At 58.0% G+C, this 25,950-nt stretch carries 21 protein-coding genes; 15 read left to right on the top strand and 6 right to left on the bottom strand.

Annotation, left to right across the window (positions count from 1 at the left end):
* Positions 1–27 precede the first annotated feature (27 nt).
* Together AC6CHO_RS02025 and AC6CHO_RS02020 are read right to left on the bottom strand one after the other, a co-directional pair.
* Complete coding sequence (locus AC6CHO_RS02025; protein WP_498213409.1) at positions 28–933, bottom strand: carbohydrate kinase family protein; 906 nt, start codon at positions 931–933, stop codon at positions 28–30.
* On the bottom strand, positions 930–2,399 hold the full coding sequence (locus AC6CHO_RS02020; protein WP_498213408.1) for a glycoside hydrolase family 32 protein: 1,470 nt from the start codon (positions 2,397–2,399) through the stop codon (positions 930–932). The genes AC6CHO_RS02025 and AC6CHO_RS02020 overlap by 4 nt, the downstream gene beginning before the upstream one ends.
* A gap of 123 nt (positions 2,400–2,522) precedes the next feature.
* On the opposite strand from AC6CHO_RS02020, the gene AC6CHO_RS02015 reads away from it, so the two are divergent.
* From AC6CHO_RS02015 to AC6CHO_RS01980, 8 genes are all read left to right on the top strand, one after another.
* Positions 2,523–3,551: a LacI family DNA-binding transcriptional regulator gene (locus AC6CHO_RS02015; protein WP_498213407.1), complete on the top strand. Its 1,029-nt coding sequence runs from the start codon at positions 2,523–2,525 to the stop codon at positions 3,549–3,551.
* 374 nt (positions 3,552–3,925) lie between these two features.
* Positions 3,926–4,951, top strand: a complete 1,026-nt coding sequence (locus AC6CHO_RS02010) for a LacI family DNA-binding transcriptional regulator (RefSeq protein WP_498213406.1) — start codon at positions 3,926–3,928, stop codon at positions 4,949–4,951.
* 44 nt (positions 4,952–4,995) lie between these two features.
* Positions 4,996–6,672, top strand: coding sequence for an ABC transporter substrate-binding protein (locus AC6CHO_RS02005; protein WP_444662767.1), 1,677 nt, complete (start codon positions 4,996–4,998; stop codon positions 6,670–6,672).
* A gap of 71 nt (positions 6,673–6,743) precedes the next feature.
* Positions 6,744–7,721 carry an ABC transporter permease gene (locus tag AC6CHO_RS02000; protein ID WP_498213405.1) on the top strand — a complete coding sequence of 326 codons (978 nt, stop codon included), beginning with the start codon at positions 6,744–6,746 and terminating at the stop codon, positions 7,719–7,721.
* Positions 7,722–7,726: 5 nt separating this feature from the next.
* Complete coding sequence (locus AC6CHO_RS01995; protein ID WP_498213404.1) at positions 7,727–8,701, top strand: ABC transporter permease; 975 nt, start codon at positions 7,727–7,729, stop codon at positions 8,699–8,701.
* Positions 8,698–9,615, top strand: a complete 918-nt coding sequence (locus AC6CHO_RS01990; RefSeq protein ID WP_498213403.1) for an ABC transporter ATP-binding protein — start codon at positions 8,698–8,700, stop codon at positions 9,613–9,615. The genes AC6CHO_RS01995 and AC6CHO_RS01990 overlap by 4 nt, the downstream gene beginning before the upstream one ends.
* Entirely contained in the window at positions 9,612–10,559 is a 948-nt protein-coding gene (locus tag AC6CHO_RS01985; protein ID WP_498213402.1) for an ABC transporter ATP-binding protein, read from the top strand. Before AC6CHO_RS01990 ends, AC6CHO_RS01985 begins: the two co-directional genes overlap by 4 nt.
* Positions 10,560–10,609: 50 nt before the next feature.
* The gene (locus tag AC6CHO_RS01980; protein WP_498213401.1) at positions 10,610–12,154 is read left to right on the top strand and encodes a glycoside hydrolase family 32 protein; all 1,545 of its coding nucleotides are present in this window, start codon (positions 10,610–10,612) and stop codon (positions 12,152–12,154) included.
* 68 nt (positions 12,155–12,222) lie between these two features.
* Here AC6CHO_RS01980 and AC6CHO_RS01975 read toward each other — a convergent pair whose 3' ends face one another.
* Positions 12,223–13,056, bottom strand: coding sequence for a fumarylacetoacetate hydrolase family protein (locus AC6CHO_RS01975; protein WP_498213400.1), 834 nt, complete (start codon positions 13,054–13,056; stop codon positions 12,223–12,225).
* Positions 13,057–13,256: 200 nt separating this feature from the next.
* Between AC6CHO_RS01975 and AC6CHO_RS01970 the strand changes: the two genes are divergently transcribed.
* The 4 genes from AC6CHO_RS01970 (at position 13,257) to AC6CHO_RS01955 (ending at position 18,222) form a co-directional block, all read left to right on the top strand.
* Positions 13,257–14,528, top strand: a complete 1,272-nt coding sequence (locus AC6CHO_RS01970; protein WP_498213399.1) for an MFS transporter — start codon at positions 13,257–13,259, stop codon at positions 14,526–14,528.
* The gene (locus AC6CHO_RS01965; protein WP_498213398.1) at positions 14,525–15,199 is read left to right on the top strand and encodes a FadR/GntR family transcriptional regulator; all 675 of its coding nucleotides are present in this window, start codon (positions 14,525–14,527) and stop codon (positions 15,197–15,199) included. The genes AC6CHO_RS01970 and AC6CHO_RS01965 overlap by 4 nt, the downstream gene beginning before the upstream one ends.
* Positions 15,200–15,457: 258 nt before the next feature.
* Positions 15,458–17,752 (top strand): MDR family MFS transporter, encoded by a 2,295-nt coding sequence (locus AC6CHO_RS01960; protein ID WP_498213397.1) that lies wholly within the window; start codon positions 15,458–15,460, stop codon positions 17,750–17,752.
* Positions 17,749–18,222, top strand: a complete 474-nt coding sequence (locus AC6CHO_RS01955) for a MarR family winged helix-turn-helix transcriptional regulator (RefSeq protein ID WP_444662784.1) — start codon at positions 17,749–17,751, stop codon at positions 18,220–18,222. The genes AC6CHO_RS01960 and AC6CHO_RS01955 overlap by 4 nt, the downstream gene beginning before the upstream one ends.
* A 273-nt stretch (positions 18,223–18,495) precedes the next feature.
* Here AC6CHO_RS01955 and AC6CHO_RS01950 read toward each other — a convergent pair whose 3' ends face one another.
* The 3 genes from AC6CHO_RS01950 to AC6CHO_RS01940 form a co-directional block, all read right to left on the bottom strand.
* The gene (locus AC6CHO_RS01950; protein WP_498213395.1) at positions 18,496–18,768 is read right to left on the bottom strand and encodes a hypothetical protein; all 273 of its coding nucleotides are present in this window, start codon (positions 18,766–18,768) and stop codon (positions 18,496–18,498) included.
* Positions 18,769–19,111: 343 nt separating this feature from the next.
* Positions 19,112–20,254 carry a glutamate--cysteine ligase gene (locus tag AC6CHO_RS01945; RefSeq protein ID WP_444662788.1) on the bottom strand — a complete coding sequence of 381 codons (1,143 nt, stop codon included), beginning with the start codon at positions 20,252–20,254 and terminating at the stop codon, positions 19,112–19,114.
* A gap of 153 nt (positions 20,255–20,407) precedes the next feature.
* Complete coding sequence (locus tag AC6CHO_RS01940; RefSeq protein WP_498213394.1) at positions 20,408–21,649, bottom strand: THUMP-like domain-containing protein; 1,242 nt, start codon at positions 21,647–21,649, stop codon at positions 20,408–20,410.
* Between the two features lie 502 nt (positions 21,650–22,151).
* Between AC6CHO_RS01940 and AC6CHO_RS01935 the strand changes: the two genes are divergently transcribed.
* The 3 genes from AC6CHO_RS01935 (at position 22,152) to groL (ending at position 25,782) form a co-directional block, all read left to right on the top strand.
* Positions 22,152–23,654 carry an amino acid permease gene (locus AC6CHO_RS01935; protein WP_498213393.1) on the top strand — a complete coding sequence of 501 codons (1,503 nt, stop codon included), beginning with the start codon at positions 22,152–22,154 and terminating at the stop codon, positions 23,652–23,654.
* A 193-nt stretch (positions 23,655–23,847) separates the two neighbouring features.
* Positions 23,848–24,144 carry a co-chaperone GroES gene (groES, locus tag AC6CHO_RS01930; protein WP_022874060.1) on the top strand — a complete coding sequence of 99 codons (297 nt, stop codon included), beginning with the start codon at positions 23,848–23,850 and terminating at the stop codon, positions 24,142–24,144.
* A gap of 33 nt (positions 24,145–24,177) precedes the next feature.
* Complete coding sequence (groL, locus tag AC6CHO_RS01925) at positions 24,178–25,782, top strand: chaperonin GroEL (RefSeq protein ID WP_498213392.1); 1,605 nt, start codon at positions 24,178–24,180, stop codon at positions 25,780–25,782.
* The last annotated feature ends 168 nt before the right edge of the window (positions 25,783–25,950 follow it).

The following is a 25,950-nucleotide window of genomic DNA, read 5'->3' as shown; positions in this document are numbered from 1 at the left end:
TTCTTTCGTGAAAGCTATGAAGCGAAGTTACTTGGAAATTGCGAGGGAGAAGTCTTGAATCCACGGGGGATTGGCTCCGGCTTGGGCCACGGTCAGTGCAGCTGAGGTTAACGCATGACGAAGTACATCTTCAACCTCATCAGAGTCTGCATCCACGCCGTTACGAAGTGCTTCAGCTAAACCAGGCTTGTCCAGAAGGCCAAAGAGCAACCCGGACATGAACGCGTCGCCTGCTCCGATGGTGTCAACCAGATTGGTAGGTGAAGCAGCAGCATCGAATCGCTGACCGGACGAAAGAGCCAAACACCCGTCTCCGCCTTGAGTCAGCACTGCCAAAGCTGGACCGAGATTAGCTACGTGCTCCAGAACTTCCCATGCATCTAGATCTGGATAGAGCCACTGTCCATCGACGTCGCTGAGCTTCACGATATGGCTTAAGCTCATGAGCAATTCGATACGTTGTAGTGCTGCGTCTCGGTCCACAACAAGATCTGGGCGCAAGTTTGGGTCGTAGCTTAGTAGCGCATCGTCCGTTGCATTCTTGAAAGCGTCAACAATGCATTCTCCTGATGGTTCAATCCACGCCGCAATCGAACCGGTGTGAAGCAGATTCGCGCCTTCAGCTACTGGGACCGAAGGGATCTGCTGGTGGATATCAAAGCTGTAGTGCGCATTGGCATGCTCATCCATCTCCACCTGTGCCACGGACGTGGAGCGTTCAGTCACTGAGCCTGCGGCCACATGTACCCCAGCTTGCCCAAGGTGTCCAGCAATTAGATTACCGTGGGCGTCTTGTCCGAATTCGGTATAGAACTGAACTTCGTGGCCCAGCCGAGCCAGTCCGACAGCGACATTCAGCGGTGAACCACCTGGATGAGCTTTATCGCCGACAACGTCGACGAGGGATTCGCCTAATACGTTGATGCGGCTCATGCGTTGAGCTCCACTGACTTATCCGAGAGTGGCAGGACTTTGAAACTCACGCTCGCGCCGGTTGCTACGCGCAGCGTCGCATAGGCTGGTGCTTCTTCACCGGTCAGCTGATCCGTCAGGGAACGCAGGCCATTAGCCGCAAGGATTTCTACAGATCCGTGGTCCACCAAAACTTGCACAGCTAGATTACCCGAATCCGCTGGCAGCGGCATGCGCTGGTTGGAGGCGTAGAGCTCATGATCCACCTTGCCTGTTTCGCGGCGGTGCTGAATCAATTCGGATTCAATGGTGAGTTCACTGATAAGTGTGTCATCAGCACGGAACAGGGAAAGGGCCGCTGATCCATTCGCATCGCCGCCAACGGCCAACTCAAGCAGGGCAGGGGAGCCAAGCTCGATACGGCCATCGCCAGCTGGAGCAACAGCAGCAACTTCGCTTGCCGGCAATCCAAGAATGCACTGGCGAATCTCAAACTTTCCGTCAGAATTCTTTACGAGGTCGAGACGCCGGGCGGTGCTCATGGATCCGCGCCATCCATCGTGGGGGAGTTCCCGTGCGTAATCCCAGTTGCTCATCCAGGCAATGACTGTCTGCTGGTCTGCTGGCAGGCCGTGGAAGCTGACGCCCGCATAGAAGTCGCGACCCCAATCCAGCCAGTTGCCCTGCTTCAAGGATTCGTATTCGAAGCTATCCCGGACTTGTTGATCCTGATCAGGGGTGAAGGAGGTGCCATTGAATTCTCCAATGAAGTACTGGGTACCAGAGCCGCCGGCAACGCCTCCTGGGTTCAGTGAAACAATCAGTACCCACTTGAGCTGGTCGGTGCCGGCTACTGGCAGTTGGAAGAGGTCTGGGCATTCCCAGATTCCTGCGATGGCGGACTGAGGGCCAAAGCTGGATAGCTCGGTCCAGTCCTTGAGGTTCTCAGAACGATAGACCAGCACCCGACGTTCGATGGCTTCAACAGCAACCATGACCCAGTAGGAACCTTGCCCGGATTCGTAGCGGATGACCTTGGGATCTCGGAAGTCCTTGGAACCACGGTCAAGCACTGGATTCTGCTCGTACTTGGTGAAGGATACCCCGCCATCAAGCGAGTAGGCGATGGCCTGGGACTGGTTAGACTCGTCCTTGGCCGCTGCGGTGTAGATGGCAATAACCGGTGGAACTGTGCCGTCGCCGAAGCCGCTGGTGTTTTCGTGGTCCACCACGATGGACCCCGAGAAGATGTCAGCGACATCGCCATGCAGGATGGCGATGGGCAATTCTTCCCAGTTCACCAGGTCGGTGCTCACCGCGTGGCCCCACGACATGTAGCCGTGGCCAACGCCATTGGGATTGTGCTGGAAGTACAGGTGGTACTGCTTTCCATCAAAGAACAATCCGTTGGGATCATTGATCCAGTTTTTCTTCGCAGTGAAGTGCAGTTGCGGTCGCTTCACCGCGACCAGCTGAGTTTTGGGCAACGATGCCATCCTTCAATAAGTGGTTGCTAAATGCATTTAGCAAAAAACTCTAACAGTGTGATCCAAGCCCTGCAATAGGCTAGGGTCGAATAATTGCATTTAGGTCATTCGCAAGAGGGAAACGTGGAATCGCACAAAGCAAAACGGGTCACACTAGCCGATGTGGCAGAAGCCTCGGGCATGTCCAAAGCGGCAGTCAGCATGATTCTGAATAACAAGCCGGGATCGCGACTGTCAGCTGAGGCAACTGAACGAGTCCGCGGGGTGGCAAAGGAACTGGGGTACCGTCCAAATGCCGCGGCCCAATCATTGCGCAGTGGCAAGACACGCACACTTGGCTTCATTTCCGACCAAGTGACGGTCACCCGCTTCGCTTCGGAAATGATCACTGGCATCCTGCGCGCCGCGGAAAGTCGAGAGCATACGGTACTCATTGCTGAGACCTTTGGAAAACCTGAGCAAATGGCTGAAGCCATAAAGCAGATGGCACACCGAGATGTGGACGGGCTCATTCTCGGATTCATGGATTCCCGTCAGCGTGATTTGAAGATTCCCCAGACTGGATTACCCACCGTGCTGGTCAACGGCATTGATGACAGCCCCTGCACCGCGGTTCTTCCCAATGAAAATGAATCCGGCGCTAAAGCGGTGCGGCATATCGTTGAATCCGGTGCTCGCAGCGTCGCAGTCATCGGCGAGCTTGGAATCGCTGAAAAAGATCCCAGGACGTATCCCAGCATCACACGCCGCTTCGGCTCTCTGCGAAGGTCCTTGTCCGATGCGAACCTGGAAGTTCTGGGTCACTGGGTGCTCGACGACTGGAACCCCACTGACGGGTACCAAGCCACAACGCAGATGCTTTCCGAGGGGTACAAGCCCGAAGCGATAATTTGTGCCAACGACCGTGTGGCGATGGGCGTCTTCCAAGCGCTCGCCGAAAAGGGCTTGACCCCGGGAGTGGATCTGTCGGTCCTGTCCTTCGATGATGAGATCATTGCCAGCTACTTGCGACCGCAGCTGAGCTCTATCCGGCTTCCCTATGAGGAAATGGGTGCCCTTGCTGTTGATTTGCTGCTCGAGGGAAGCCTGGAGCCTGGCGAGCACCAGATTGATATGCCGCTCATTGAACGCGACTCCATGAAGCGAAACTAAACGAATCAACGTCTGTCCTTTTGCGCTTGCTACAAAAAATCTACGCGGTTTTCCTGGACGTCCCACTAGTGGCTTTGTGTGGAATGTGTTCCATGTTCCGTCGTGAATTGTGTAGTGCCGGTTAGTTGCTACTTGTTGCGAAATCCCTACACAGGATCATGAAAGCACTACAAGCTCCTGCATGCGATTTAGGGCTTTGCGCGCCAAAAATTGCGGCGGACTATGGGTTTGAGTCCTCCCAGGCCAACCTTCTTGACACTCCTAAGTGATGTGGGTTACCTTATTTCTCAGCGTAGTAACGCGCGTTACTGAATCGTGTTAGCAAATCATTTGCACGGCAGGATACGCAGTGATCTCATAGGGGAGGAGGGGACATGTCCCAGCAGTCCGTCACCATGGCTGATGTCGCCAAGGCAGCCGGAGTCAGCCGAACAACGGTGTCATTTGTACTCAATGGACGGATGGAATCGAGCATCCCCGAAACCACGCGGGAAAGAATCAACCAGGCGGCCCGCGAACTGGGCTACCGCCCCAACGCAGCCGCACGAACCTTGGCCAGCAAACGCAGTTCTTGGTTCGGTCTGGTAACCGAAATTGCGACGTCGCCCTTTGCCACTGATGTGATCAAAGGAGCACAACAGGCAGCATGGAAAGACGGAAATTTTCTACTCGTCGCGCCTAGCGATGCGGAACCCGGCATGGATCAACGTGCCGTGGAGAAACTGCTGGAACAGCAAGTCGGAGGATTGATCATTGCAACCACTTGGCACCGTCAAATCACTGTGCCGGACAACGCAAAATCAGTTCCCTGCGTACTGGTCAATTGTTTCGACGCTGACGGTGAGTTTCCGTCAATAGTTCCGGACGAAATCGGTGGCGGCTACGCTGCTGCTGAAATTCTTGCCAAGGCCGGGCACACCAACATTGGACATATCACCGTTGCCATGGGGATCCCTGCACAAATCGGGCGCCAAACCGGTATGAAGCAGGCCCTGCGTGACTACGGGATAGAACCAGACGATACAAAAATCGTCCCCGGTGATGGAACAGCCGACAGCGGATATCACGGGACGCAAGCGTTACTAAGCCAGCCTGATCCGCCAACCGCAATTTTCTGCGGAAATGACCGGATCGCTATGGGCGCCTATGACGCAATCAAAGAACGTGGTTTGCGTGTGGGAGAAGATATTTCAATCGTCGGATTTGATGATCAAGAAATTCTGGCACCGCATATGCGACCAAAACTGACAACCATTGCCTTGCCCTTTGAAGAATTGGGTATGGCCGGGGTGTCTCTACTGAATCAAATGGTAGAGGGCTCACCGATTGAGAATCGCCAAATTACCATCGGCTGCCCTCCACGCATTCGTTCATCTGTGGCCATGCACGGCCAAAGATGAGCTTCCCCTCCGCTACACATCACATGAATGGATGAGGAACTTCAATGATAATCAAATACTTACGCCGCGCGCACCTTGCCGTGGCGGCAACCGCTGTGGTCGGCACACTCGCTTTGAGCGGGTGCGTCGCTTCTAATCCTGGCGGAACTGAAGGAGGCGAGGCTACAGCAAGCGCCGCGTTCCTCACCATTCCGCGGGAAGACATGGGAACTTTCTCCAGGAACTTCAACCCATTCTCGCCTAACGCTGCGCCGATGACCGGCCAGTCCATCTATGAGTCCATGCTGGTTTACAACCCAGCAGGTGGCGACACCGTGCCGTGGCTGGCCACTGACTGGAGCGCAGGCAAGGACGGCAAATCCTTGACCTTCAACCTGCGTCCAGGCGTTAAGTTCTCTGACGGCAGCACGCTGACTTCCAAGGACGTCAAGCTTTCTGTAGAACTGCAGAAGAAGCTACTTGGCAGCTACGACTATTTGAAGTCCATCCAGACTCCAGATGACTCCACCGTGGAGTTCACCTTCAAGAAGGCCTACACTCCGGCTTTGTATGAACTGGGGCAGCAAGTTATCGTTCCGGCGCATATATGGTCAAAGTTCAAGAAGCCTGGAAATGAGGAGAACCCGAAACCAATCGGCACCGGCCCATACACCGAGGTAGCCAACTTCCAGGCACAGTCCTTCGAACTGGGTAAGAACCCGAATTACTGGCAACCAGAAAAGCAGAAAATCGGTGGCATTCGCATGCTCGCCTTCGCCGGAAACGACGGTGCCAACTTGGCTGCCATCTCCGGTGACGTTGACTGGACGCAAACGTACATGCCCGATATCCAATCCACGTACGTGGACAAGGATCCAGAGCACCGCCACTTCTGGTTCCCAACCACCGGCGCAGAAATCAATTGGCAGCTGAACACCACCAAGAAGGAATTCTCCGATGTTCGTGTGCGCAAGGCGCTGAGCATGGCAGTTGACCGTGAACAGGTAGTCAAGGTTGGCATGTCTGCCTACACCGAACCAGCAGACTGCACCGGCCTGTCAGGCAACTACGACAAATGGCGCGACGCTTCAGTGGTAGAGAAGTGCAACTGGACCAAGCATGATGTTGAAGGAGCCAAGAAGCTTCTCGACGAGGCCGGCTACAAGGAGAATGCACAGGGCCAGCGCACGACACCTGCTGGCAAGCCTTTCACCTTTGACATCTCTGTAGGATCAACCTCTTCTGACTGGCTCTCTGTAGCGAACATCATCGCCCAGAACCTCCAGGATGTAGGCATCAAGGCCACCGTCGATTCCCCTGACTGGGCAGCAGTGACCGCAAGCTACGAAACCGGTGAGTTTGATACTGGCATCGTTTGGACCGCCAACGCGCCAACCCCGTACCAGTACTACTTGAACCTCATGGGCAGCCAGAATGTGAAGCCGGTAGGCAAGCAAACCTTCGATAACTACCACCGTTTCAGCGACAAGAAAGCAGATGAGCTACTTAGCAAATTCGTTGCTGCCAGCGATGAAGGCGAACAAAAGCAGGTCGTAAATGATCTGCAGGCACGCTACAGCGAACTGGCACCAGTCGTTCCACTGTTCGCTGGCCCAGAGTGGGGCGCCTACACCACCGAGAATTTCGTTGGCTGGCCAACTGAAGAGAACCCTTACGCGACTCTGAGCAACCGGGCACCAACCACTGTTCTTGTGCTCACCAGCCTGGAACCAGCGAATTAGCAACATTTCCCCCGCGGTGGGCGGATGCCATCCGCCCACCGCGTTGCGATCCTTAGTCAAGGACACACATCATGAGTTTCCTCTTACGACGCCTGGGCTTTTATCTCCTAGCCTTCTGGGCGTCCATCACCCTGAACTTCCTGCTCCCGAGGCTGATGCCAGGTGATCCCGTCACCCGCATGCTATCGCGATCGCAGCAACGACTTGAGCCGCAGCAAGTCGAATCACTTAGAACGTTGATGGGCGTTGACGGCGGCCCCATCATCCCTGAATATTTTGGCTATCTTGGCCGCATCCTGACTGGCGACTTTGGGATGTCGATCTCCCGTTTCCCCACTCCAGTCTCTGAGGTCATTGCCTCGCAGCTGCCATGGACCCTGCTGCTTGGATTAACGGCACTGATCTTCGCCGTGGTCCTCGGCAATCTCTTGGGCATCCTTGCGGCCTGGCGCCGCGGCGGCTTCCTGGACTCCGTGGCACCACCACTGCTGGTGTTCATCGGCTCATTCCCGTACTTCTGGCTAGCCATGGGTGCCCTGTACATCTTTGGAATCAACATGGGGATTGCACCGATGCGCCACGCCTTCTCTGTTGGGCTGGTTCCGGGGTTCAATCTCGAATTCATCCTGGACGTAGCGGCACACCTGGTCTTGCCCGCTTTGACCATCGTTCTGGTCTCATTGGGCGGCTGGATGCTGGGCATGAGAAACACCATGATTGCCACCAACTCTGAAGATTACATTTTGATGGCCGAGGCCAAGGGCTTGCGTCCGCAACGCATCATGCTGAACTACGCAGCACGCAATGCAATGCTGCCGTCGGTCACCAGCATGGGCATGAGCATCGGGTTCATTGTCGGCGGCGCGCTGCTGACGGAAGTGGTGTTCGCTTACCCAGGTGTTGGCTACCAGCTGCTCGGCGCGGTCCAAGGCCTTGACTACCCGCTGATGCAGGGCATGTTCTTGACCATCACCGCTGCGGTGCTCATTGCAAACTTCCTCGTAGACCTGGTCTACGTCCGGCTTGACCCTCGTGTGCGGAAGGGCTGATCATCATGAGCCAGAATGTAACAGATCCTCAGACCCTCGTCGCGGAGCAAACAGCCGAAGAGAGCACCTCCGCGCGCGCCCGCATCAGTGCCGCCAGATTAGTTCGGACCTTGCTGCGCAACGGCAAGGCTGTAGCTGGCCTCAGCATCTTGCTGGCCTTCATCATCTTGGCCTTGCTTGCTCCCGTGATCTTCCCCGGAGACCCATCCCGGATTACCAACGCCGGTGCAAGCATGCCGAGCGTGGAACACTGGCTGGGCACCACCGCCAAGGGTCAGGATGTCCTGGGGCTCACCTTGTGGGGAGCACGCTCCTCGCTATTTGTCGGCTTCGCCGCTGGCATCTTTTCGACCGTAGTTGGTGTCCTGGTTGGTCTAAGCGGAGCCTACTTCGGGCGCGGCCTGGACGAAGTACTGTCCTTGGTCACCAACGTTTTCCTCTTGGTTCCCGGGCTTCCATTGCTCGTGATCCTCGCGGCCTTCATGCCTCCTGGCATTGGCACGGTCATTGTTGTCCTGGTGATTACCGGTTGGGCGGGCAGCGCGCGTGTCATGCGTTCCCAAGCCATGTCCATCCGCGGAAAAGACTATGTTGCCGCGGCCCTGGTATCGGGTGAGCGCCCGCTGCGCGTTATGGTCCGCGAAATGCTACCCAACATGGCTTCGGTGGTAATGACCACATTGCTTGGTTGCATCATTGGTTCCATCGGCGCACAGGCCGGTCTTGAATTCCTCGGCTTGGGAGATGTCAATACGATCTCCTGGGGCACCAACCTGTTCTGGGCCACCAGTGACGGCTCTTTGATGCTCGGCCAATGGTGGATTTTTGTGCCATCGGGTCTTGCTATCGCGTTGGTCGCATTCGCGCTGGCACTGTGCAACTACGCAGTAGACGAAATCACCAACCCGCGTCTTCGCCGTCCAAAACACGCAACGAAGAGCACCGCGGCAACTACCGTTGCGCGAAAGGAAGAAAAATGAGCGTCCCGGTATTGGAAGTCCAGGACCTGACTGTTGAATACGTCAGCGATGAACGTGCCGTGCGCGGTGCGGACCGGGTCAGCTTCACCATCCACTCCGGTGAGATCTTTGGCCTGGCCGGGGAATCTGGCTGTGGCAAGTCGACCATTGCCAACTCGATCATGCGCTTATTGAAAGATCCTGCCCGGATCACCCACGGCAAGATCCTCTTCGACGGCAAAGATGTGTTGGGCATGGCCGAGGCAGAACTTCGCGCATGGCGTTGGAACAATGTCGCCATGGTGTTCCAGTCAGCTATGAACTCGTTGAATCCGGTCACCCGGATTGGCGAGCAATTTGTTGACGTGATCCGCACACATCGTGGTGGTACCCGTGCCGCAGTAATGCAGCGCGCTGAAGAGCTGCTGAAAATGGTGCGCATTGATCCAGCGCGTTTGCGCGCCTACCCGCATCAGCTTTCTGGCGGACAGCGTCAGCGCATCGTCATTGCCATGGCCTGTGCGCTGAACCCTCGATTGTTGATCCTTGATGAACCAACCACGGCACTGGACGTGGTGGTGCAGCAAGAGATTCTGGAGCAGATCCGTGAACTGCAAAAAGAATTGGGCTTTGCCATCCTGTTTATCACTCACGACATGTCGTTGATGCTGGAACTCTCGAACCGCATTGGCATCATGTACGGAGGCCGCATTGTTGAGCTGGCGCCATCAGGCATCCTGCGCCATGGTTCCCGCCATCCCTATACCCAGGCGCTGCTTGGTGCGTTCCCACCGTTGCACGGACCAAAGGTCAAACTCACTGGACTGGCAGAAGGCGTCAAATTCACGAATGTCCAGGACTTGGAAGACATCGGCGAAGGCCATTGGGTTGCACCGAGTAATCAACCAGTGCTGTCGCAAGGAGAAGCGCTATGACTACAACGACAACAGAAAAGACCGCAATTAGCCCGGCCGTGAACATCCGTTCACTGAGCAAGTCCTACAACAGCTCATCGCTCTTCAGCCGCAAGAAGGTTCCTGCTTTGAGGAATGTTGACCTGGAGATTCAGCGCGGAGAAATCGTCGCTCTGGTGGGGGAGTCGGGCTCTGGCAAATCCACATTGGCGCGTTGCTTGGCCCTGCTTGAGACTCCGGATTCCGGAGAAGTTTTAGTTAATGGGCAGAACATTGCCGGGCTCAACGGCGCAGCCGCCCGCGAGTACCGCAGTGAAGTGCAGATGGTCTTCCAAGATCCATTCGGATCGTTGAATCCGACCTTTCGCGTGGAGCACATTTTGGAACGTTCCCTGGCTTTGCATCAGCCCGAGTTCAAGTCGAAGCGCAGCGAAATGGCCAAATTGGTCAGCACCGTGGGGCTTAGTCCGGACGTGCTCTCCTCCTTCCCGCATGAGCTCTCCGGCGGGCAACGCCAGCGTATCGCCATCGCCCGTGTCCTGGCAGCCAAGCCCAGTGTCATCCTGGCGGACGAGCCTACTTCCATGCTTGACGTATCCGTGCGCATTGGCGTCCTGAACCTGCTGCATAAGCTCCGCGACGAGCGCGGGATCGCCATCCTGTACGTAACCCATGATTTGGCCTCGGCCCGCTACTTGTCGGATCGAATTGCGGTGCTCAACGAAGGACGAATTGTAGAGTCCGGGGAATCCGTGCAGCTGCTGGAGAACCCGAGGCATCCATACACCCAGCTTCTCGTTGGAGCCGTGCCTAATCCAGACCGCGATGGCAGCCTCGACGCTTCCAAGCGTGCTGTCCTGCGTGAGCAAATCGCACGCTGGTCAAGCAGTTCAAATTTGAAAAAGCATGTCATCGATGAAGCCAACCAGCACTGGGTGCTGGCTGACGAAAGTGAAACGATTTGAATCTGAATACGAACAGCGTGGCCAATGCTGGTCCGTCTCGTCGAAGCATCGTGACCACTCTGGCCTCCGCGACCGCCTTGGGCCTGACCGGTCTTGGCGCGGGAACAACTCACGCTGCACCGGCGACCCCGCGAACAGAAACAGGGAATAATGTGTCCAGCGCGATGAGCTACCGTCCCAGCTACCACTTCAGCGTTCCGGACAATTGGAAAAATGACCCGCAACGTCCCATCTACCTGGACGGTGAATACCTGTATTACTACCTGTACAACGAGGATTACATCCTTGGCGGCGCGGGTACGAGCTGGCGCCTGACGACCACCACTGATCACGTGAATTTCACTGACCATGGCGTCGCCATCAGCAAGCATGACAGTCCAAATGGCGACTGCTGGTCAGGGTCAATTGTCATTGATGAAAACAACACCGCTGGCTACGGGAAGAACGCCCTCATAGCACTGGTAACCCAGGCGCCTGGGAACGAACAAGCACAGTTCCTCTGGTACTCCACGGACAAGGGACGCTCGTTCAAGCCAGGCGGTACCAAACCGGTTCTGGCTAACCCTGGCCAAGAAGCATTCCGCGATCCGAAGGTCATCTGGCATGAGCAAACCTCCCGCTGGGTCATGCTGAACGCAGAGGGTGATCGTCTTGGAATTTACGTTTCGCCGAACCTGAAGCGGTGGAAGCGTACCAGCGAATTTGTGCGGACCAACTTGGGCATTCTCGAATGCCCGGACCTATTCCAGATTCGGGCCTCGGATGGAACACAACACTGGGTGCTAGGCACGAGCGCCAACGGCAAACCACGTGATTTGCCGGCTACCTATGCCTATTGGCTGGGCGAATTTGATGGCAGGGCCTTCACTGCCAAGGACGATGACCCGCAGTGGCTGGACTGGGGATTCGACTTCTACGGAGCGGTCACCTATCCGGATCACCGTGCCGATGGCAGCGTCAACCCCGAGCTGCGCCGTGCCATCGGCTGGAACAACTTCTGGGATTACCCGCACAATGCTCCGAGCATGGCCACCGATGGCTATAACGGTGACGACATGATTGTGCGCGAAATCCGCTTGATTGCCGGCTCCGAAGGCTACTACTTCGCTTCGGTTCCGGTGGCTGAACTGGCGCAGCTGGCTGGCCCGAGCACCAGCCTGGGCAGCCCAACAGTTTCCAGCGAGCAGGTCTTGACCTTCTCCAGCAGCGCCTATGAGCTGGAATGCGACTTGAACTGGGACCCCGCGGATCCACCTGAGAACATCGGATTCGAGATATGCAGGGCACAGACCGGCACCCGCCACGTGGCCACCGGGCTTTACCTGGCCGGCGGGTTCGCCTACGTGAACCGCAAGCCAAGCTTCCACCCGGGGGACAAGAGCGAAACCAAGAGCCCGCTGGAAGTACCCGGAGGGAAAATCAAGGTGCGGATCCTGGTTGACCGCTCCAGCGTCGAAGTGTTCTTTGGCGACGGACGGATAGTTCATTCGCATCGAGTGTTCCCCCTGGCATCAGATTCCGGGATAAAGCTTTTCGTCTCCGGAGGCAAGGCAACGTACAAGAATCTCACGGTGCGCAACCTGAGCTTCGCATAGAAAAACGGGCAGGTGCCCAGGAAATGAATTTCCTGGGCACCTGCCCGTTTCGACTCCTTCGAAGTGCATTAGCTGGCCTGAACTACTGGATTCTTCAGCTCCCCGATGCCCTGGATCTTGCAAATGACGTCATCGCCCGCGGCAATTGGCCGGGACTTGGCAGGGAAACCGGTCAAGATGAGATCGCCCGGTTGCAGGGTCATGAATCCGCTGAGGTAAACCAGGATCTCTTCAACGCCCCACCCGAGATTCTGAGTGGTCGAGGTCGCAAGAGCCTCGCCATTGTGCACGATGCCGACTTCCAGATCGCTGTCATCTAAGCCGGCAACAATCCACGGGCCCACCGGAGTGAAGGTATCAGGGCTCTTGGCGCTGATCCACAGCTCATCAGCCTTTTGGGCGTCACGGTCCGTCACGTCATTGCCGATGGTTACACCGAGAACAGCTTCACGGGCATTTTCCAGCGTGAGGTTCTTGGTGGGCCGACCAATGACGATTGCCAACTCTGCTTCCGGATCAACGCGTGCACCGCTATCGTCCAGCTTTATGGCGTCCATAGGACCCACGACCGAGCTGGCTGCCTTGTGGAAGGCTTGCGGCGGCAAGGCGCGGCCTGGTGCCCCGGTGTTGTGCGCCATCCCGAAGATGTTCGTTGGGTTGCAGGGGGATAGGAGATCAAACTGCTCTTCGGCTACCAGGTCATCGATGTGCCAGCCTGGCCGTGCAGGGCTATTCTGATTCGATCGCGAGCCAGCGAATGGTGAAGCGACGACTTTCCACATGCGGCCTTCCGCAGAATCGAAATCAGCAGCGTCATTGCGGACAAAAAATTGTTCGGCGATTGCTGATGGTCCACTGTCTTTGGGGCGAACGCGCGCGATTCGGTAAACGGCTTCAGGCATGTTCGAATCCTACCTACTGAAGCGGGGTGGTCCTGTGGTTGGCGATGTTTTGTGTCCTGGGCAGAGCGCTTTGCCGTCCACGGCCACGGGCCTGCGATTCTTGTTCAATGCCGTCTTCCACCGATGGGCCATGGGCCAGTGCGATGTAAGACGGGCCACATAAATCGCGTTCTCAAACGTCAAACGTCTAATGTTTAGGAGTGAGCGTCAATTCAACTGGACCATCGAGCCAGCCACCAGTTCAAGAAGCCCTAAAGCCTGCATGGAGGGCGAATCTCCTAGCGGTTGTGGCCGTCATCCTTGTCGGCCTGAACCTGCGCATGGGAATCGCGTCGGCACCGCCGTTGTTCCATGACCTTCAAGAGCTGATGGGGTACGGGACCTTCGTCGCCTCCCTGTTGCCAACCATTCCGGTGTTGTGCTTTGCGGTGGCTGGAGCAGCGACCAGCACGTTGCTTCGGCGGACGGGCCTTGAGCTTGGAATAGCCCTTTCCCTGTTGTTGCTTACGGCCGGATTGGCGCTGCGCGTTGCTGATTCAACGTGGGCCCTACTGGGCGGAACGGTAGTAGGCATGTGCGGGCTGGCTGTTTGCAATGTCGCCATGCCCTCGTTCATCCGCCAATATCATGGGAACCGCGCGGCTACGATGACGGCGGCCTACACGACCACCATGTCCATTGGAGCAACCCTGGCCTCATCGATCAGCGTCCCGCTGGCCGCCAAGGCAGGTTCGCCGACAACAGCTTTGGCCCTGTGGGCAATTCCGGCCTTCATGGCACTGCTGGTCTTCATACCGCTGGCATTCTCGAGCAAGCGGGCCACCGTCTCACCGGGTGCCCACGTCTCTCCCTGGGCCTTGCTGGCTACGCGCAAGGGCCTGCTCTTCACCACAGTGTTCGGCATCCAGTCCTTGCTGGTCTACACGGTGGTCAGCTGGTTGCCCCACATTCTGATATCCAGGGGGCTGGAACCGGTCGCAGCGGGCTTGATGCTGGGAATCGTTCAGGGCGTCAGCATTCTTGCCGTCCTGGCGGTGCTCTGGATGGCTTCGAAGCCGGGGTTGCAACGCGCCGCTTTCGTATTGACTGCCAGTTGCTCGGTCCTGGGCTTCACTGCCTTGCTGTTCTTGCCGGTGGAATTGTCGCTGTTGACCTCGCTTCTGATCGGCCTTGGATTCGGGGTGTTCCCGCTGGTCATGCTCATGCTCAGCCGCAGCGGGGGCAGTGCAGAAGAAACCACGGCCCTGTCCACCGTGGCGCAATCCGTTGGCTACCTGATTGCCGCTATCGGCCCCTTTGCCCTGGGCATTATGCAAGGCGCCCTGGGGTCATGGACGACCGGTTTGGTGATCATCCTGGCCTGCGCCGTGGTGCAGCTGCTGTTTTGCTACAAGCTCGGGGGTCTTCGCCAGGATCATGATTCACGGCACCTCGTTGAGGTGGATGCGGCATCCGAGAAGGGACAGGCATGAGTGCCACGCAGATGCGACGGCCCCTGGCCGATGAAGTAGCCGCCAAGCTGCAAGACGCGGTCGCCCGGGGGCGCTGGCCGGTTGGCGAGCGCATTCCTTCCGAGCCCGAGCTGATGGCGGAGTTCGGCATTTCGCGCGGCACCCTGCGCGAAGCCATCAAGGCCTTGGCGCGCACCGGCATGTTCGAAGTCCGCCGGGGTGACGGGACCTACGTTCGGGCCACCAATGAGATCAGCGGCACCGCGCAGCGGATCTACCGCGAGCATTCGGACCGTGACGTGCTGCAGGTTCGTTTTGCTCTCGACACCCAATCGGCGAGGCTCGCCGCCCATGCGGCCGATGCGCATGTTGTCCAGCTTTTGCGCGCGCTCTTGGCGCAACGCGATGACGCGTGGACGGCGCGGGACTTTCAAGCATGGTCGCAGGCCGATTGGCAGTTCCATCTGGAAGTGGCGCGTGCCTCTGGGGTCCCGCTGATGCATGAGATCTATGAAGGATTCGGCGATGTTTTCCATGGTGCCAAGATGGTCCAACGGCTCGCTGATGGGTTTGATGGCTGCCTGCGCGAGGGGCATGAAACGCTCGTTGACGCCATCGAAGCCGGAGACCCTGATGCTGCGGCCAGAACAGTGATCGAGAATCTTGACTACTGCATGAGCTGGATGCCATAGCTGCCAAGGCGGCCACTGCTGTTCCGGTGCTGTCTGGGTAATTTCCCAGCGGCCGCTTTCCTTTGCGGGTTTAATCAGGAAAATGTCTTGTGAGCTTGGCGACATTTTGCTTTCCCGCACCGCCTGGCGGGCAGGTTGGCAGCGGGGTGCGACTCCCGGAAATCAGCGTAATAAATAGCCTGGCAATGCAATTTTCGATCGCCACTTAGCTCAAAATAAGAAGTTGACAATACTCAACCTTTTTTAGATGGTTGAGTAATGTCAACTTCTGCACCGCCTTTAGAAACCGAGGCAAAACCTGCAGCCGCCATGAAGCCGGCGCAGGTAATGCTTTCCATCTCAGGCCTGATGGCCGCGATGTTCACCGTATTGGTGTCATCGACGGTGATCGCCACGCCAATGCCATTGATCGTTGCCGACCTCCACGGCACGAATACCCAGTACACCTGGGTGCTGGTTGCGGCTTTCCTTTCCATGACCGTCACCACCCCGATCTGGGGCAAGCTCTCCGATATCTTCAACCGCAAGGTGATGCTGCAAATTGCCTTGGTCATCTTCGTAGCCGGTACCGTAGCGGCTGGCTTCTCCAGCCAGATCGGCGGCGATACCCATGAGGGCGCGATGTCATGGCTGATTGGCTGGCGCCTGGTCCAGTCGGTTGGCACCGGTGGACTGATGGCCCTGGTCCAGGTGGTGATCGCAGACATCATTTCGCCTCGCGAGCGTGGCAAGTACATGGGCATCATGGGTGCCGTGATGGCTGTTGGGCAGATTGGCGGCCCGCTGCTCGGCGGCGTTATTGCCGATAATTGGGGCTGGGAATGGTGCTTCTTCGTCTGCGTTCCTTTCGCTGTTGGCGCATTGATCCTGATCCAGGCCACCTTGCGCATAAAGCACGTAAAGGGAACCACGAAGATCGACTTCCTCGGCTCGGCACTGATCATTGCGGGCATCAGCCTGCTGCTGATCTGGATCAGCCTCGGCGGCAAGACCCCGGACTCCGGCGGATTTGCCTGGGACTCCTCGCAGAGCATCACCATGGCCGCTGCTGCCGGCGTGCTGATCATTGCCACCGTGCTCTGGGAACTGCATGTCAAGGAACCCATCATCCCGATCCGCCTTTTTGCCCAGCGCACTTTTGCGTTGGCATCCATCGCATCGGTCGCCGTGGGCGTCACCATGTTCGGCACCTCGGTCTTCCTGAGCCAGTACCTGCAGCTCGCCCGAGGATTCACGCCCACACACGCAGGCCTGCAGACCCTGCCAATGGTTCTTGGCTCCATGTTCGGTGCCATTATCGTCGGCCAGCTGATCTCGCGCACCGGCCGCTGGAAGAAGTATGTTGTCGGTGGCGGCGTGGTGCTCAGCGTTGGCCTGTACCTGATGTCGCGAATCGACTACGACACCCCGCTGTGGTTCGTTGACCTGGGCATGTTCCTGCTCGGTTTGGGCTCCGGCGTACTGATGCAGAACCTGGTGCTGGTCACGCAGAACTCCCTGCCGCCACGCATGATTGGTGCCGGTTCCGGTGCCATCGCCTTCTTCCGCAGCCTTGGCGGCACCATTGGCGTCTCCGTTCTGGGTTCCGTCTTGGGCACCCAGGTGGCTGACAAGATGAAGGACGGCCTGGCCAAGGCCGTCGAGGAGATCAACAAGGCAGCCGGTGTTCCGCAGCTCCTGGTTGATAATCCTGATTGCGCCGACAGCCTCAAGTCATTGGGCAGCGGCACCGTGCCCGCGGTGAATGACCTGTGCGAACCAGTGCGCGCCGTCGTGGAAAGCTCCTACGGCCAGTCCATCGCCTTCCTGTTCTTGCTGGTAGTCCCACTGGCGATCGTCACCTTGATCTGTGCCATCTTCCTCCCGAACAAGCCGCTGTCCAAGAAGTCCGCTTCGGAGCAAATCGAAGAGGAGCTGGGCGGAGAACTTTCCGCACTGGAGCCTGCTGAACGCGGAGGCCGTGGCTACGAGGAGCTCGTTGCCACCGGGGCCATCGCTCTTCCTTCCGAGGATGAACTGAGCGAGGCCCGTCGCCAGGTGCGCCAGGCTCGCCGGATGGATGAGCGCGATCTTGCCGAGCAGGTCATGCGCACCCGCAATGCCCAGCAGGGCACTGGTGCCAACACTGATGTTCGCCAGCCAGGCACCGAGCCGACCATCTCCCAGCCGCTGGAGGCAGCGGAGATTGACGCCCATCACGAGTCCGCTCGCGTTGAATTCATGGTGGAAGAGCTCCAAACCACGCTGGAAAAGGCCCGTGCCGCCCATGCCCAGATAGAAGAGCAGGTCGGCGACGTCGTCCAGGCGTTGAAATCCTATGACCAGCGATTGAATGTTCTGGGGGAGCGCGTGGATGACACCGAGCGCGTTCAGCGTGAACTGCAGCTGCAGGCCCGAGCCGAGCGTCGTGCTGTCAGCAGGATGCAGGGGCGCCACGCTGCTGGGGCCGGCAACACCGAACCAAAAGCTGCTGACGAGCCTGTCGCGCCATCACCTGCAGTCGAGGAACCATCAGGCGGTGCGACAGAGCCGAATCGGAGTGAGCAGTCGTGAACGACGCCAACGGTGCGGCGCTAGATGACATCGAAGCAGCATTCGCCAGGCTGGCTCCCGCAATCAAGGAGCGCATGGCTCACAACGCCAGGAAGTTCCATCCTGAACTGCGTGGCGCCGGGTTCTCGGTGTTGCGGGCAGTGCTGCTGTGCGCACTGCGCCGTCCCGGAGAGGACCTGACGGTTTCCGATTTGGTTGCTGGCTGCCACATGGACAAGTCGGTGGTCTCACGGCAGCTCAAGGACCTGAAGCAATGGGGCCTGATTCAGCTGGAGCGTTCGGAGCATGATGCACGGGTGTATTTGGTCAGCCCCACCGAGTTCGCGCTCGATCGATTCAAGGAGATCAAGCGGTCCACGCGTTCCGAGTACTGGAACATCTTCGCAGCGTGGGATCCGCGAGATGTCTCGGAACTCGCATCGCTCCTCTTGCGTTTCTCTGAACAAGTGGAAGAGCGCTTCCGCGACTAGGCGTTGACATAGCAGAAGCAAAGCCCACGGGCGGTTCCCGATCATTGATCGGGAACCGCCCGTGGGCTTTGTGCGTATAGGCAATGCTCAACCAGGAAGGAACGCTAGCGACTTACTTCGACTTCGCTTGCAACGAACCGCAGAAAATACGCGACTGCGTTTCCAGTCCCGAATGCCAGCCAATGCAGAAGCTCGCGCGGCAATTGTTTGCTTCTGGCCTGGGCTGGTGCTGGTGCTGGTGCGTTGCTTGTCCCTCAGAACAAGCTCAAGCGCCTACCGTACAGTGACGTAGAACTTCCATACGTTGGGTCCAACGCGGTTGCCGTAGCGGTCGGTGTCGTAATAGATGAAGCACTGGCTAGAACGGGTCCATGAAGAATTCATGGTGAGGCGTTTGGTATTGCACGCGTCAAAAGTCGAGTAGTCGGTGGGATAGAGGTAGGTATAGCCTGCTTGGGCGGGCAGCGCTACGGCGGTTAGCCCTCCCACAGCGAGCGCTATGGCGGCCGTTGAGACAGCCAAGCGGGCAAGTGCTTTCTTCATCATGATTGTGCCTTCCAGTATTCGTGAACGGTCATCGCGACTCAGTATAACCACGAATTGGATTAAAGGGCAGGGGTGCGGCGCATCAGCTGGTACAGGAAGGTGCAACCACCGGATGGGTCTGGGTGTCCTGCGAACGGAATTTTCAATGGCTGATGGCGATGAATGTTCGTCAATCGCAAGTTTGCTAGTGATTGCTGTAGGCGTCAGCAGCAGGCCACTTGAGTCCGCCACCGTCTTGGCGAACTGCGAACCTCTTGTGCGTAAATCCGTGTCAGGAATTGAATAGGCAAAGGGCGGCTGGAAAAATCCAGCCGCCCTTGTCGTTGAAGAATTGTGGCTAGTTTTAGACGGCCTTCATCCGCGCCACGTTATCGCGCACGACGGCATGGAAGTCCCCGCCAGACGAAGCGAAGACTTTGCGCTGGCGCTGGTACTCGGCGCCGGATTCAATCAGGCTGATGATGCCCTGCAGCTCCTTGGAGCAGCCCAGCTGTTCAGCAACCGGAGCTAGGCGCTTGACCTCGGCGCGCAGGTGATCGGTCACGAGCATTTCATCGCCCTGGGCGTTCAAGATGATGATGGCGTCCAAGCCATAACGGGCCGCGCGCCACTTGTTCTCCACGCGGAACCACGCTGGCATGATCGGGATCTTGTAGCCGGCTTCAATCGACATCGACATGTCATGGACCAGGCACTGGGTCAACGCGGTAATCGCGGCGATGTCTTCCAGCGAACTCAAGCCATCACAGATGCGCATTTCAACGGTTCCAAAACGTGGCACAGGGCGAACGTCCCAGCGGATTTCCGAGACGTCGTCAATCACGCCGGTGTGCAGCATGTCTGCGATGTGGGATTCGTATTCAGACCATGAATTGAAGTGGAAGGGGATGCCGGCCGCGGGCAGCTGCTGGAACATCAGTGAACGCTGCGAAGCGTAACCAGTATCTTCCCCACCCCAGTACGGGCTGGAAGCGCTGAGCGCCTGGAAGTGCGGCTGGTAGTTGATCAGGCCATCGGTGATGGGCAGAGCCTTGTCGCGGCTGTCCAAGCCAACGTGAACGTGTACGCCATAGATCACCATCTGGCGCCCCCACCACTGGGTCCGGTCGATGAGCTTGGCGTAGCGGTCCTTGTCGGTAACCGGCTGCAAGGTCGGCGCCGCAAAAGGGTGGGATCCAGCGGAGTAGAGGTCCACTCCATGATCACCGGCAACGTCATTGAGCATGCGCACGTTGGTGCGCAATTCTTCGGTGGCACCGGCAACGGTGTTGTGCACTCCGGTGACTACCTCAACGGTATTCATCAGGAGTTCAGGCTTGACCGTTGGATGCTCATCCTCGTGGCCCAGTCCTGCATCTTCCTTAAGCTGATCAAGCACTTTTTCGGCTACCGAGCACAAGTCCGCATCTTCGCGATTGACCAAGGCGATTTCCCATTCAACACCGATGGTGGATTGGGCAGATTGGGCGAACTCGATTTTTTGCACGGCGCTCCTAGTGATGACGTCTCGGACGGATTGCTCCGGAGCCGAGAAACAGGACTGGAAATTCACCGAAAATCGATGTTCCTCCATACCTATTCTATGTAGTGCAACTCATCGGGCGGGATACCCAGCCGATGGGAGGTGCATCACCCTAGATTAGTGAGGCGAGACCTCGAACGCCACACGTTTCTCTCCAATGCGTGCCAGCATCAATGTTGCCCGGTTCTTTGCGCCCTTGGGTGCGCCGGCCAGGAGGATCTTGCGAAGTTCCTCTGGAGTTGCGTCAACACCACGCTTCTTGATGTCCAAGGTGCCAATTCCATTGGCCTTGACCCAGTTGCGAAGCTTCTTCACGTTGTAGTCGTGGACTGCCAGCACGTTGTAGCCCCGCGCGAAAGGCGTCGCGATTTGTTCCTCGTGGGTGAAGTACGCAATATGCTCATCGAGCAGATGTCCGCCGGTGCTTTCCAAGAGCTTGGAGATCAGGTGCGAGCGGATGACTGCACCGTCGGGTTCGTAGATGTGCGCTGCCAGCTCGCCCACGTCGGCCACCGGATCCTCCTTGGCAGCAATGTCGCTGGTGAGCTCATGCGCACCATCCTTGTCGATCACCAGCGCGGCGCGCGCAACATTCTCGCGCTTGAGCTTGCCGAACCACAGGCAGGCTTCGATGACCGAGCCGTGGTCTGAAATCCACACGGACTCCGCATTGGCAGGAATGGCTTCATGCGGCAGGCCCGGGCCCAGCTTGACACCGACGTCGAGCCCAGAGTCCACGAGCTTCTCAACAAATGACAGGGGAGGGGAGAAGGCTTCTGGATCAAAGAGCCGGCGGGTGCTGCCAGCAATATCGGTGCGCCGTGCTGGATCCAGCCAGACACCGTCGATTCCGGCGAGGTCGGTTTCTTCGGCACCGCCGTGAATCACAGTGGCATTCTCAAAGGGCATCAGGTTCAAGGTGGTGGCTGCAGCCGTAGTTTCATCCTTCTCCACCGCGGTCACCTGCAATCCGGCGCTGGCCAGCGCGATGGAGTCCGTGCCAATTCCGCAACCGAGGTCTGCCACGTGAGTGGCCCCGGCCTTGGTGAAGCGCTGCGCGTGCAAGCCTGCAATGGTCAAGCGTGTTGCCTGTTCCAGGCCTGCTGGCGTAAAGATCAGGGAATCAGCGAAGGGCCCGAATTTCACTCGTGCTTTGAAGCGAAGCTCTGATTGCGCAATGACGGCGCGGACCACCTGGGGGTCGTGGCCTTCTTTGCGCAGTTTTTCGTTCAATGTCCACGCGGCATCCTTGGAAGCAACCATGGATGGATCAATGGTGGAGAGCAATTGCCATCCGTCCGCGGAAAGCAGAGCGGCGAATTGTTCGTTGAGCGTTGAGTCGTTAGAAGCCTGGGCCATAGTTCAAGCCTAGCGTTGATGCTTTGCCTCTTCGTTCGCGGGACCCATTGCGGCCGATTGGCTGTTGTGAGCTATGTGACATAACGGCGTCATATTCGGATTCTTTTGATCGTCTCGAAGTTCAGGCAGGGCGGTTCAAGATGACGCATCCGCTCGTTCCGAGCGTCGATCCGGGTACGGGGATTATGAAGCGGGCTTTTCCCTTGGGTAAGTGATGCTATTTCATGGAACGTCATTTGTTTAGCAAGCGTAATCCTTTGTGGAAACCTCCAAGAGCTTCTGGCAGGTAGCGCTTTGGCTGATTTACAGTCTGCCGTTCAGTTTGGCTTGATCGACAGGTGCATCGCTGGCCTTGCTTGGCAAAGCTGAAATGCACGCGGAAAAACTGAAGTGACTCAGGTCGCATTCGCGCTCGCTTTGGTGTTCCATGGCACCTGTGAAGAAATCTATGCAGCGAACGACGATGGCGTCGAGCAATCAATCGCCCCTAGGCGCCAAGGGCATGAGCGACCCTGCGCCGCTGGCCCAGAATCAACTCAAGCGAGGCATGAGCAGCCGCCACCTGCAGATGATTGCCATCGGCGGGTCTATCGGTACCGGCTTGTTCGTCGCCTCGGGCGGAACCATCGCGCAGTCCGGGCCGGGCGGCGCCTTGGTGGCCTATGCGGCAGTGGGCCTGATGGTCTATCTGCTGATGCAGTCGCTGGGGGAGATGACCGCCAAGATCCCCGTGGCTGGTTCATTCCAGACCTTCGCCACCCGCTTCGTCTCGCCGTCCTTCGGCTTCGCCATTGGCTGGAACTACTGGTTCAACTGGGCCATCACCGTTGCGGCCGAGCTCGTAGCGGCAGGCATCGTCATGAGCTTCTGGTTGCCCGATGTCCCCGGATGGGTCTGGGCTGGGCTCTTCCTGGCAGCATTGACTGCACTGAACGCGCTATCGGCCAAGGCCTTTGGCGAAGGCGAATTCTGGCTGGCGTTGATCAAGGTAGTTACTGTGATCGCCTTCCTGGCTGCCGGCGTTCTGATGATCTTTGGCGTTCTTGGATCACAGGTTGATCCATTGGCCAACTGGAAGGAAGGCAAAGACGTTTTCCATGGCGGCTGGCTTTCGATTATCTCGGTCTTCATGATTGCCGGGTTCTCTTTCCAGGGCACGGAACTGGTGGGTGTGGCCGCCGGTGAAGCCAAGGATCCGCGGCGCGAAGTGCCCAAGGCCATCCGCCGGGTCTTCTGGCGCATCATGCTGTTCTACATTGGCGCCATCTTCATCATCGGATGCCTGATCCCATTCGCTGATCCGAGCCTGCTGGCCAGCGGCGAAGCTGACGTTGCTTCCTCGCCATTTACCCTGGTCTTCGAGCGCGCCGGCATTGCCTTCGCGGCAGCTGCTATGAACGCTGTCATCCTCACCGCTATCCTCTCTGCAGGCAATTCGGGCCTCTACGCGTCAACCCGCATGCTCTACTCGATGGCCCATGATGGCAAAGCGCCAAAGGTCTTCGGGAAGACCAATTCCCGGGGTGTGCCGGTTATGGCCTTGCTGGCAACTGCCGCCGTGGGCCTCTTCGGCTTCCTGACCGCATTGGTGGGCCAGGGTGCTGCCTATACCTGGCTGCTGAATGTTTCTGGCCTGTGCGGTTTCATTGTCTGGGTGGGTATTGCGGTCTCGCACTATCGCTTCCGCCGCGGCTATCTGGCCCAGGGGTACAGCGTCAAGGACCTGCCTTACCGTGCACCATTCTTCCCGCTGGGTCCCATCGTGGCGTTCTTGATGCTCATTGCAGTGATTGTCGGCCAAAACTACCAGGCAGTCCTGGCCGGGCACGGGCTGGAAGTGCTTTCTTCCTACATCGGCTTGCCGCTGTTCCTGGGCCTGTGGCTGGGGCATCGCATGATGACCAAGTCCAAGATGGTCAAGCTCTCCGATATGGATCTCACTGCTCCAGAGGACATTGAAGAGTCGGCCGCTGTGCGCTCTGCGCGAACCGGTGTGACGAACTAAGGGGCTTGATTAGCACTCGCCTTGACCGAGTGCTAAATCTCGTCCTAAAGTCAGTGGTGGAAGTTCTGCATGCATCGTGCTTGCAGAACCACCGCCTGACTGGATACCACCAACTGGCACCGCGACGACGGTTGGTCCAATGCCATAGGGCGCACCCCTACCACCATTGGTTCATACACGAAAAGGAGAGACCATGTCTGTCTCCATCAAGCCGCTCGAAGACCGCATTGTCATCAAGCAGGTCGAAGCCGTAACCACCACCGCTTCGGGCCTTGTTATCCCAGACTCCGCCAAGGAAAAGCCACAGGAAGGCACCGTTGTTGCAGTAGGCCCAGGCCGCATCGACGACAAGGGCAACCGCGTTCCTGTAGACGTTGCTGAAGGCGACGTAGTCCTGTACTCGAAGTACGGCGGAACCGAGGTCAAGGTCGGCAACGAAGAGTACCTGGTGCTCTCGGCTCGCGACGTACTGGCAGTCGTCGTAAAGTAACGCCAACCTCTCTAAAGTTTCAGGAGAAAATGCATGGCTAAGCAGCTAGCATTCAACGAGGAAGCGCGACGCGCACTCGAAGCGGGCATCGATAAGCTCGCAAACACGGTGAAGGTCACCCTCGGCCCACGAGGCCGTAACGTGGTGCTTGCCAAGACCTGGGGCGCCCCGACCATCACCAACGATGGTGTCACGATTGCTCGTGATATCGATCTTGAAGATCCATACGAGAACCTTGGCGCGCAGCTGGCCAAGGAAGTAGCCACCAAGACCAATGACGTAGCAGGCGACGGCACCACCACCGCCACCGTTCTCGCCCAGGCCCTGGTCAAGGAAGGCCTGAAGAACGTTGCCGCCGGTGCAGCACCAGGCGATGTTCGCAAGGGCATCGAGCTGGCTACCGAGGTTGTTTCCGAGGCGCTGGCAGCCAACGCTGTTGCCGTGGCCGACAAGGTTGCCAACGTTGCCGCGATCTCCGCCCAGTCGGATGAAATCGGCGAACTGCTGGCCGAGGCTTTCAAGACTGTTGGCACCGACGGTGTCATCACCATCGAGGAATCCTCCACCACCGCTACCGAATTGGTAGTGACCGAGGGCATGCAGTTCGACAAGGGCTACCTCTCGCCTCAGTTCATCACCGACCAGGAGCGCCAGGAAGTTGTCCTGGAAGACGCCCTGATCCTGATCAACCCTTCCAAGATCTCCACCGTGGCAGAATTCCTGCCACTGCTGGAAAAGGTTCTTGAAGCCAAGAAGCCACTGCTGATCATTGCCGAGGATGTTGAGGGCGAAGCCCTGTCCACCCTGGTGGTCAACAAGCTGCGTGGCCTGCTGAACGTGGTTGCCGTCAAGGCTCCAGGCTTCGGCGACCGCCGCAAGGCCATGATGCAGGATCTGGCCATCCTCACCGGTGCCCAGGTTGTCTCCCCGGAACTGGGCTTGTCCCTGGACCAGGTAGGCACCGAGGTTCTTGGCTCGGCACGCCGCGTCACCATCACCAAGGATTCCACCACCATCGTTGATGGCTCGGGAACCGAGGAAGATGTTGCTGAGCGCGTAGCCCAGCTGAAGGCTGAGCTGAACCGCACCGATTCGGAGTGGGACCGCGAGAAGCTCTCCGAGCGCCTGGCCAAGCTGGCTGGCGGCATCGGCGTGATCAAGGTGGGTGCTTCCACCGAGGTCGAGCTGAAGGAGCGCAAGCACCGCATCGAGGACGCAGTGTCCTCCACCCGTGCCGCTTTGGAAGAGGGCATCGTTGCCGGTGGCGGTACCGCACTGGTCGACGCACTGACCTCGCTGGATTCCGACGCTCGCGTCACCGGCCTGGAAGGCGACGTCGCCGCAGGTGTGGCCATTGTGCGCCGCGCACTGGTGCAGCCGCTGTTCTGGATCGCTACCAACGCCGGCTTCGACGGTGCAGTAGTTGTATCCAAGGTGGCAGAGTCCCCAGCCAACGAGGGCTTCAACGCCAAGTCCGGCGTCTACGAGAACCTGCTGAATGCAGGTGTCATCGACCCGGTCAAGGTCACCCGTTCGGCGCTGCGCAACGCGGCATCGATCGCAGCCCTGGTGCTGACCACCGAAACCCTGGTTGCCGAAAAGGCTTCCGAGGTTGCGGAAGAAGCGCACAGCCACTAGTCAGCTGTGACGGCCTTGAAGCCGCCGCCGGACCACGTTTACTCGTGGACCGGCGGCGGCTTTTTGTTTATCCCAAATCCGCTGGCAGGTGGGCGATAGGTGAATTCGCGGCCATTGGCACGTGATGAGTATCAACGCGCCGAAAAAGTTTGAACCGGTTCGCCACGA

This window comes from Glutamicibacter sp. GQ173, assembly GCF_059759215.1.
This window is presented reverse-complemented; position numbering and strand designations above follow the sequence as displayed.

What these genes read in the sequence shown, in the direction of transcription:
- AC6CHO_RS01990 (WP_498213403.1), top strand. Translation starts at nt 8,698, where the DNA reads ATGAGCGTCCCGGTATTGGAAGTCCAGGACCTGACTGTTGAATACGTC.
- groES (WP_022874060.1), top strand. Translation starts at nt 23,848, where the DNA reads ATGTCTGTCTCCATCAAGCCGCTCGAAGACCGCATTGTCATCAAGCAG.
- AC6CHO_RS01985 (WP_498213402.1), top strand. Translation starts at nt 9,612, where the DNA reads ATGACTACAACGACAACAGAAAAGACCGCAATTAGCCCGGCCGTGAAC.
- AC6CHO_RS02000 (WP_498213405.1), top strand. Translation starts at nt 6,744, where the DNA reads ATGAGTTTCCTCTTACGACGCCTGGGCTTTTATCTCCTAGCCTTCTGG.
- groL (WP_498213392.1), top strand. Translation starts at nt 24,178, where the DNA reads ATGGCTAAGCAGCTAGCATTCAACGAGGAAGCGCGACGCGCACTCGAA.
- AC6CHO_RS01935 (WP_498213393.1), top strand. Translation starts at nt 22,152, where the DNA reads ATGAGCGACCCTGCGCCGCTGGCCCAGAATCAACTCAAGCGAGGCATG.
- AC6CHO_RS02005 (WP_444662767.1), top strand. Translation starts at nt 4,996, where the DNA reads ATGATAATCAAATACTTACGCCGCGCGCACCTTGCCGTGGCGGCAACC.
- AC6CHO_RS01950 (WP_498213395.1), bottom strand. Translation starts at nt 18,768, where the DNA reads ATGATGAAGAAAGCACTTGCCCGCTTGGCTGTCTCAACGGCCGCCATA.
- AC6CHO_RS01960 (WP_498213397.1), top strand. Translation starts at nt 15,458, where the DNA reads ATGTCAACTTCTGCACCGCCTTTAGAAACCGAGGCAAAACCTGCAGCC.
- AC6CHO_RS01965 (WP_498213398.1), top strand. Translation starts at nt 14,525, where the DNA reads ATGAGTGCCACGCAGATGCGACGGCCCCTGGCCGATGAAGTAGCCGCC.
- AC6CHO_RS01940 (WP_498213394.1), bottom strand. Translation starts at nt 21,649, where the DNA reads ATGGCCCAGGCTTCTAACGACTCAACGCTCAACGAACAATTCGCCGCT.
- AC6CHO_RS01995 (WP_498213404.1), top strand. Translation starts at nt 7,727, where the DNA reads ATGAGCCAGAATGTAACAGATCCTCAGACCCTCGTCGCGGAGCAAACA.
- AC6CHO_RS02025 (WP_498213409.1), bottom strand. Translation starts at nt 933, where the DNA reads ATGAGCCGCATCAACGTATTAGGCGAATCCCTCGTCGACGTTGTCGGC.
- AC6CHO_RS01975 (WP_498213400.1), bottom strand. Translation starts at nt 13,056, where the DNA reads ATGCCTGAAGCCGTTTACCGAATCGCGCGCGTTCGCCCCAAAGACAGT.
- AC6CHO_RS02010 (WP_498213406.1), top strand. Translation starts at nt 3,926, where the DNA reads ATGTCCCAGCAGTCCGTCACCATGGCTGATGTCGCCAAGGCAGCCGGA.